Raw genomic sequence first — 8140 nt, forward strand, 5'->3', positions numbered from 1 at the left:
TATTTTCTGCCAGCGGGCCATGACCACATCAACATGTTTACATGCGGCTTCATTCTTGGAATTCACGATGGCATCGTTTTCAGCGCTATCACCCAAATCTTTATTGCCACAGTCTTTCAGTTCTTTTGGATTAGAACTCAAATACGTTTTCACGGCTTTTGCTGTTTTCAGCTTATTGCGTGTGGACTGAACAATATTGATGCGTTCAATACCGTCATTGTATTCAGCCAGGCGGTCCAGAGGAATAACCACATCTTCGTTAATTTTGAAGGCATTAGTATGACGCGCAATCGCTGCAGTCCGTGAACGGTCGGCCCAAAAACGCTTGCGAGCTTCAGGACTGGCAGCCACAAAACCTTCACCATCACGGGCATTAGCCAGTCGAACCACTTCAGAGCATGCTTCTGCTACCGCATCTTCATCATCACCAACCACATCAATCAGCAAGACCATCTTCGGTGCGACAGAGCGTGGGGCTTTAGTTGAATAGTCAACCGCTTTGACATAGCGCTCATCAAGATGCTCCATCCCTGCCAGCAGCACGTTTTTGTTATTGTCGAGATAGTCTTTCGTCTCCACAATTGCTGGCACAGCTTTACTCAGATCGTTACCAAAAAACTCCAGACAAACGGTACGGATATAATCCGGCATGCGGTGCAGAACAAAAACCGAAGACGTGATTAAGCCATCACAGCCTTCTTTTTGTATGCCTGGCAAACCACCAAGAAATTTATTGGTGACATCTTTCCCTAAGCCAATTTTTCGTAACTCTTTGGCTGGAATTTTCATCACCTCGGGTTCGCCAATAACCGTTTTACCGTCCGGTTGAAAACGCGTTACTTTGAACTCAGCGAACTCGATATCATGAATTTTGCTCAGATTATGATTAAGCCGTTCGACTTCCATCCAGGTAGCATCCGGCGTCACCATTCTCCATGAGAGCAGATTGTCGAGCGCCGTGCCCCACATCACAGCTTTTTTACCGCCTGCATTCATCGCGACATTACCACCGATAGTCGAGGCATCTTGCGAGGTGGGATCAACAGCAAACACTAATCCATTACGATCGGCTAGATCAGATACGCGGCGTGTGACCACGCCCGCTTCAGCGCGGACGGTTGGTACTTTTTCTTCACGACCAGGAATATGGCGGTAAACAACATCACCTAATCCTTCCAGTTTTTCGGTGTTGACGACAACACTCTCTGCCGTTAATGGAATAGCACCACCGGTATAACCAGTACCGCCACCACGCGGAATGACTGTCAGACCTAGGTCGATACAGGCAGCAATAATTTTTGCCATCTCTTCTTCTGAATCGGGCGTGACTACCGCAAGTGGATATTCAACACGCCAGTCGGTCGCATCAGTGACGTGGGAAACACGTGCCAGACCGTCAAACTGGATGTTGTGTTTTTTTGTCGTTTTCGATAAACGACGCATCACCATTTTTCTACGCTCAGCAGTGCTTAATAAGTTACGTTCGAAGCGTTCTACAGCTTGTCGAGCACTTTTCTCCAGCTGTAAAGCCAATTCATTGTTATTTTCTTCAGCGCGATTGCGAATTTGGTCCAATCGATGATGCAAAGCATGACGAAGTGAGCCCCAGCGTTTTTGGTTTTCAACTAAATCATCCTGAATAAATGGGTTACGTTGAATGACCCACATATCACCTAATACTTCAAACAGCATTTTTGCTGAGCGGCCAGTTTTGCGCTGCTCACTTAGCTGCTGCAAAACCTCCCACATTGGTTCCCCTAGGAAACGAATGACGATTTCACGATCAGAAAATGAGGTATAGTTGTACGGAATCTCGCGAATTCGGTTAGACATGTTGACTGATAAGCCTCTTTCTAAATAAGAGTGATTTTAAGAGCGGCAATTTTAACACGGGCGCGACTATAATATGACCCACATAAAATAAGCCTTTTCTAAATTACGCTTTTGGACGACAGTTTCTCTATGGATTTGCTACATATTATTGCCTTGGCCTTATTACAAGGTCTGACTGAGTTCTTGCCCATCTCCAGCTCAGCTCACCTTATTTTATTACCCATTATTGCTAACTGGCAGGATCAAGGACTTGCTTTTGATGTGGCCGTTCATGTCGGCACATTGTTGGCTGTCATGATTTATTTTCGCCAGACCATAAAAACATTGATCGCTGACTGGTTTCAATCCCTTGCGCAAAAACAAACCGTAGGGGACAGCAAATTAGCTTGGGCAGTATTGTTTGGCACCATTCCTGTTGGCTTGGCAGGCTTACTTTTAGGTGATTTGGTCGAAACCAGCTTACGTAGTCCTCTTGTCATAGCCACTACAACTGTTGTGTTTGGTTTACTGTTAGGTTGGGCGGACTGGCGAGGAAAGCGTATTCGAAGTGAAAATAAACTCAATTGGTTTGATGTCTTGTTTATCGGTATCGCTCAAGCGATTGCACTCATCCCTGGTACATCACGCTCTGGAATTACAATTACAGCAGGCTTGATGCTCGGTTTAACGCGCGAAGCTGCTGCCCGTTTCTCCTTTTTATTGTCCATCCCCGTTATCGTTCTAGCGGGTGGATTGAAAATTATTGAACTAATAGAGTCACAACTTGTGATAGACTGGTTTTCTTTATGTGCTGGCGCATTATTTTCTGCCGTTAGCGCCTATCTGTGCATTTTCTTATTTCTTAAAATGCTTGATCGTATAGGGATGTGGCCATTCGTCATATATCGTTTGGTGCTTGGCGCAATATTGTTTTGGTTGTTTACTTAAATAAGGTTGACAGCTTTTTCCTTAATGCGTAATATTCTCCCTCTTTATTTAGCCCGCCTGCGTAATTATCAGGAGCAACTCGCGGATGAAAACCATAAGTGCAAAACCAGCAGAAGTTCGTCGTGACTGGTTCGTTATTGATGCTGACGGCAAAACATTAGGCCGTATGGCTACTGAAATCGCACGTCGTTTACGTGGAAAGCATAAAGCTATCTACACACCACATGTCGACACTGGCGATTACATTGTTGTTATCAACGCTGAAAAACTGCGTGTATCTGGTAACAAAATGAAAGATAAAATTTATTATCACCACACAGGTCATATCGGTGGTATCAAGTCTATCTCGCTGGAAAAACAACTCGATAAAGCACCTGAGCGTGTTATCCAGACGGCTGTCAAAGGTATGCTTCCTAAAAACCCGCTGGGTCGCGCAATGTTCGGCAAACTGAAAGTTTACGCTGGCGCAGAACACCCTCACACAGCTCAACAGCCTAAAGTGCTGGAAATCTAATCGGATATTGTCATGGCAGATTCATACTACGCTACAGGTCGCCGCAAAAGCTCAACAGCTCGAGTTTTCCTGAAACCAGGCAGCGGCAACATTTCAATTAATACTCGCACACTTGAAGATTATTTCGGTCGTGAAACTTCTCGCATGGTGGTTCGTCAGCCGTTAGAGCTAGTCGACATGCTTGAAAAATTTGACCTTAAAATCACCGTTCGTGGCGGTGGTAACAATGGTCAAGCTGGCGCGATTCGTCACGGCATCAGTCGTGCATTGGTCGAATACGACAACGAATTAAAAGCAGAGTTACGTAAAGCTGGCTTCATCACTCGTGATGCTCGTGCCGTTGAACGTAAGAAAATTGGTCTTCACAAAGCACGTAAACGTCCACAGTTCTCAAAACGTTAATTGTTGGCTGCTTTGCAGGATCAAAAAAAGGTCACTTCGGTGGCCTTTTTTTCTGTCTGAAGTTATTGCCTGCGAAATAAGCAGCATGATATAAAACGTTTTTATTTTATATGTCATGGAACCTGACAATGAGTAGAAATCTTCGTTATGCTTCAATTGCTCTCGCCTTTCTTTTCCCCTCCATTGCTCTTGCAGAACAAGAATCTCAAATCGCATTATCTCTAGGTGCCTTTGAGGTATTCGACGATAATACCGCTGCTGAAGTCGGTGTAGAGTATCGTTTTGCACCGCAGTCATCCATTTTTGGTTTAATTCCTACTCTTGGGGCAACATTAACTTCTGATGGTGGTTATTGGGGCTACGCTGGTGTGAGATATGACATTTATCTTAATGCCAACTGGATACTCACTCCTAACTTCGCTATTGCTGCTTACGAGCAAGGTGGCGGCGTTGATTTAGGATACGATATGGAGTTTAGAACAGGCGCCGAATTAGCGTATCAATTCAATGATAAAAGCCGACTTGGTCTAGGCTTGTATCATTTATCTAATGGCAATATTGGTGAAAATAATCCGGGTGCAGAATCATTGATTTTGAGTTACAGTTTCTGATTATCGAACTTTCTTATATAAACGCCCTTTCCCATCAGGTTGTGTTTTAAAGCGGCGATGAAGCCAGAAATATTGCTCTGGCATGAGTCGAATCTGGGACTCAAGCCAATCATTGATACGTTGAGCATCGGCAACATCATCACCTGATGGATAGTCCCGCCACGCGGGGAATATTTGAATATGGTAACTACCATCTTCGTTGCGTTTAGGTACAAAAGGGACAACCTGTGCACTGGTCATTTTGACCATACGTGCTGTCGCCGGAACAGTCGCCGCGGTCACGCCAAAGAACTTGGCGAAAATACTATTTCTCGGGCCAAAATCTTGATCGGGTGCATACCACACGACCTTATTTTTTCGTAATGCACGTAACATCGCCCTCACATCATCTCGCATCACAATACCCTCACTATGATAAATCCGCGAACGCATCATGACAGCATTAAAGAGTGGATTTTTTAGGTGTCTGAACATTACATAGGCAGGGGTTTGTAGCATAATTAATCGCCCACCTATTTCCATACTGGTGAAGTGTCCGGTTAGTAAAATAACACCTTTGCCTTTTTGTTTTGCCGCTTCCAAATGTTCCAGCCCATCGTAAGTCACGCGTGGGAAGAGTTGTTTGTCTGATGCCCACCAGCTTACTGCTGTTTCGATCATCATCATCCCCGTATTATTCAGGATGCTTTTGACCAGGGTTTCTCTTTCTTCCTGACTCATTTCAGGAAAGCAGAGTTCTAAATTTCTTCGCACCACTTTTGCTCTGGAACGCATAAAGGGTTGCATCATCTGCCCAAGCAACAAGCCTAAACGGTACTGTAATTTAGCCGGCAAATAGACTGATAAGCGCATGAGTAACAGTCCAAGCCAGCTCGGCCAATAGCGAGGGTGTAAAAATTGTTTCTGGAAAATATTCATTCAGGCTATGTTGCTTTCACAAAGTAGCGCCTATGCTATCATTCCTGCTTACTTTTCGCTGCTTTATGAGTCTGATTTGAGAGTTTTTTATAATATCGTCTTTACTTTGGCTGTGCCTCTGATCCTGCTGCGGTTGATATGGCGAGGAACAAAAGCCAGTGCCTATTTCAAACGTTGGAATGAACGGTTCGCTATCAGCCTGCCCAAGCTTGAGAAAAGTAAATCGCTTATCTGGGTTCATGCTGTTTCCATGGGAGAGGTAGAAGCTTGCCGACCTTTAGTGGCCGCTATTCAATCGTCATTCCCAGGCCATCAGATACTCATCACCACAATGACACCAACGGGAAGTGCTCGAGTAAAAGATCTTTACGCTGATGATGTGCTGCACTGCTATCTGCCGTATGATCTGCCGATACTCATGCGGCGTTTTATCGATGCGATTCAGCCTGCATTTGCTGTCATTATGGAAACAGAACTTTGGCCTAATCTTATCTATCATTGTCATAAAAAAAGCATTCCCTTAGTGCTGGCCAACGCTCGAATGTCAGAGCGTTCTTTAAAAGGCTATCAACGCATTCCTAACTTAACACGCGACATTCTGCAAAGCTTTACCTTGATAGCCGCTCAAGCTCAGCAAGATAAAGAGCGTTTTATAGCGCTTGGTGCCAACAGAGAAAAAGTGCATGCTGTCGGAAACCTTAAATTCGAAGTGAATTTATCGGCAAGTATTGTCGAACAGGCTGAGGCGATTCGTTCAATGTGGGGAAACCGCCCGGTTTTTATTGCCGCCAGTACACATGAAGGCGAAGATGAGATTATTCTGAATGCCTCTCGCCAGATTCGTGCACAGGTACCCGATCTCTTGCTGATTATTGTCCCTCGTCACCCTGAGCGCTTTGACAAAGTGGCAGCGCTTTGCCAACGCTCTGGCTTTAAAATTCTCAGACGAAGTGAAAATGGCTTATGCCGAAGTGATATTCAAATTCTTGTGATTGATAGCATGGGTGAGCTACCTATATTCTATGCCTGTTCTGATGTTGCTTTTGTGGGTGGGAGTTTGGTACCTACTGGTGGACATAATATCCTTGAGCCAGCCGCATTAGCTCGTCCCGTTATTGTTGGTCCGCATGTATTTAATTTCGCTGAAATTACACAACAGTTTATTGATGCCTATGCAGTGATTCAGGTAGATAACGCTGAAAGCCTAGCGACAACAGTCACTGATTTATTAAAAAACCCACCCAAACGCACCTCTATGGGTGAAGCCGGACAACAACTGATTAAGCAAAGCCAGGGCGCAAGCCAGCGCTTACTTAACTTAATCAAATACAATATCCATGTCTGATAAAGACCATTATTGGATGCAAAGAGCCTTGGAGCTTGCCCGTAATGCAGAAGCAAATGGCGAAGTCCCTGTTGGGGCTGTCATTGTTTTAGATGATCGTATTATTGGTGAAGGTTGGAACCAACCTATAGCCGGTCAGGATGCAACAGCACATGCAGAAATAATGGCATTAAGGCAGGCATGCCAAACAATGCAAAACTACCGCCTACCGGGAGCAGATATTTATATCACACTCGAGCCTTGCCTCATGTGTGCTGGCGCATTGATACATGCCCGTATCGCTCGCTGTATTTATGCCACACCAGAGCCTAAAACAGGGGCCGCAGGGAGTTGTATCGATGCCTTTTCTCTGCCTAATATCAACCACCGAGTGGAATGTAAAACCGGTATTTTACAAGAAGAAAGCAGCCAACTGATTAAACAGTTTTTTAAAGCCAGGCGTTAAAGATAGCGAGCCAGCAGTGCTTTCTCCGGTGCGTGTCCATGATATGGAATATAGACTTTGTGGCCGCTACCTGGCGCTAGTTGAATATCATGAAGCTCCTTATCGAATAACTTATCCAACACTAAGGTTTTGTTTCCTTCAGGCATTACCAATTCTAACTTATCTCCTATGGCAAACCGGTTTTTTACATCAATCTCCAGACACTGCTTATCTTCATCATAAGCTAATACTTCGCCTACATATTGTTGTTGTTTATTACTGGAGTAGCCGTGTAAATAATTTTGCTGTTCTTGTGTGGGATGCCGCTGATAGAAACCATCGGTATAACCACGGTTGGACAGGTTATCAAGCTGACCGATAAGTGCTGGATTAAAGCGTCGTCCTGCCAGAGCATCATCTATCGCCTGACGATATATCTGTGCTGTGCGGGCGACATAATAAACTGACTTCGTTCGCCCTTCTATTTTTAATGAATCTACACCGATATTGACCAGTCTTTCAATATGCTGAATAGCACGGAGATCTTTGGAGTTCATGATATAAGTGCCATGCTCATCTTCAAAAATCGGCATGAGTTCGCCAGGGCGGTTGGCTTCCTCTATTAAATACACATCATCCGCCAAAGGATGCCTTTCTTGCTGACCGCAGTCAGAGAAACTATGCTGATTCATGGCATCAAAAGCTTTAAATTCGATTTTTTGTGGCGAATCATCATTATTATCGCTGGCGTGTGTTTTATAATCCCAACGACAAGCATTGGTGCAGGTACCTTGGTTCGGATCGCGATGGTTGAAGTAACCAGACAATAAACAACGCCCTGAATACGCAATACACAATGCACCGTGGACAAACACTTCCAGTTCCATGTCTGGACAAAGCTGGCGTATTTCCTCAATTTCATCCAACGATAATTCACGAGACAAGATAACTCTGGACAAGCCCATAGACTGCCAGAATTTTACTGCCTGGTAATTGACTGTATTGGCTTGTACAGATAAGTGAACCGGCATTTCCGGCCAACGCTCACGCACCATCATAATTAACCCCGGATCCGCCATGATAAGCGCATCAGGCTTCATCTCAATCACCGGTTCCATGTCGGCCATATAGGTCTTAATTTTTGCATTATGTGGCATCAGATTGCT

At 44.6% G+C, this 8140-nt stretch carries 9 protein-coding genes; 6 read left to right on the forward strand and 3 right to left on the reverse strand.

The features are described from left to right. The coding region (locus B4K20_RS04385; RefSeq protein ID WP_289282017.1) for a DUF3683 domain-containing protein at positions 1 to 1833 on the reverse strand (1833 nt) is incomplete at its 3' end. 129 nt (positions 1834 to 1962) lie between these two features. Here B4K20_RS04385 and B4K20_RS04390 point away from each other — a divergent pair. The 4 genes from B4K20_RS04390 to B4K20_RS04405 all read left to right on the forward strand — a co-directional run bounded on the left by B4K20_RS04390 (position 1963) and on the right by B4K20_RS04405 (position 4287). Then, positions 1963 to 2760, forward strand: a complete 798-nt coding sequence (locus B4K20_RS04390) for an undecaprenyl-diphosphate phosphatase (RefSeq protein WP_286303702.1) — start codon at positions 1963 to 1965, stop codon at positions 2758 to 2760. Between the two features lie 85 nt (positions 2761 to 2845). Then, entirely contained in the window at positions 2846 to 3274 is a 429-nt protein-coding gene (gene rplM / locus B4K20_RS04395) for a 50S ribosomal protein L13 (RefSeq protein ID WP_286303701.1), read from the forward strand. Positions 3275 to 3286: 12 nt separating this feature from the next. Further along, positions 3287 to 3676, forward strand: a complete 390-nt coding sequence (gene rpsI / locus B4K20_RS04400; protein WP_007146943.1) for a 30S ribosomal protein S9 — start codon at positions 3287 to 3289, stop codon at positions 3674 to 3676. Positions 3677 to 3804: 128 nt separating this feature from the next. Continuing rightward, positions 3805 to 4287, forward strand: coding sequence for an acyloxyacyl hydrolase (locus B4K20_RS04405; RefSeq protein ID WP_286303700.1), 483 nt, complete (start codon positions 3805 to 3807; stop codon positions 4285 to 4287). Here B4K20_RS04405 and lpxL read toward each other — a convergent pair whose 3' ends face one another. After that, a complete protein-coding gene (gene lpxL, locus B4K20_RS04410; protein WP_286303699.1) occupies positions 4288 to 5205 on the reverse strand; it encodes an LpxL/LpxP family Kdo(2)-lipid IV(A) lauroyl/palmitoleoyl acyltransferase in 918 nt (305 codons plus the stop codon). It lies immediately after the preceding gene. 76 nt (positions 5206 to 5281) lie between these two features. Between lpxL and waaA the strand changes: the two genes are divergently transcribed. Continuing rightward, a complete protein-coding gene (gene waaA, locus B4K20_RS04415; protein ID WP_286303698.1) occupies positions 5282 to 6550 on the forward strand; it encodes a lipid IV(A) 3-deoxy-D-manno-octulosonic acid transferase in 1269 nt (422 codons plus the stop codon). Then, complete coding sequence (gene tadA, locus B4K20_RS04420; RefSeq protein ID WP_289244465.1) at positions 6543 to 6995, forward strand: tRNA adenosine(34) deaminase TadA; 453 nt, start codon at positions 6543 to 6545, stop codon at positions 6993 to 6995. Before waaA ends, tadA begins: the two co-directional genes overlap by 8 nt. Here tadA and yegQ read toward each other — a convergent pair. After that, a partial coding sequence (gene yegQ, locus B4K20_RS04425) for a tRNA 5-hydroxyuridine modification protein YegQ (RefSeq protein WP_289282018.1) occupies positions 6992 to 8140 on the reverse strand: 1149 nt, incomplete at its 5' end. The two genes, tadA and yegQ, sit on opposite strands and share 4 nt — an antisense overlap.

Origin of the sequence: Methylophaga sp. UBA5088, from assembly GCF_002414625.1 — a bacterium.
GTDB classification, from domain to species: Bacteria; Pseudomonadota; Gammaproteobacteria; order Nitrosococcales; family Methylophagaceae; genus Methylophaga; species Methylophaga marina.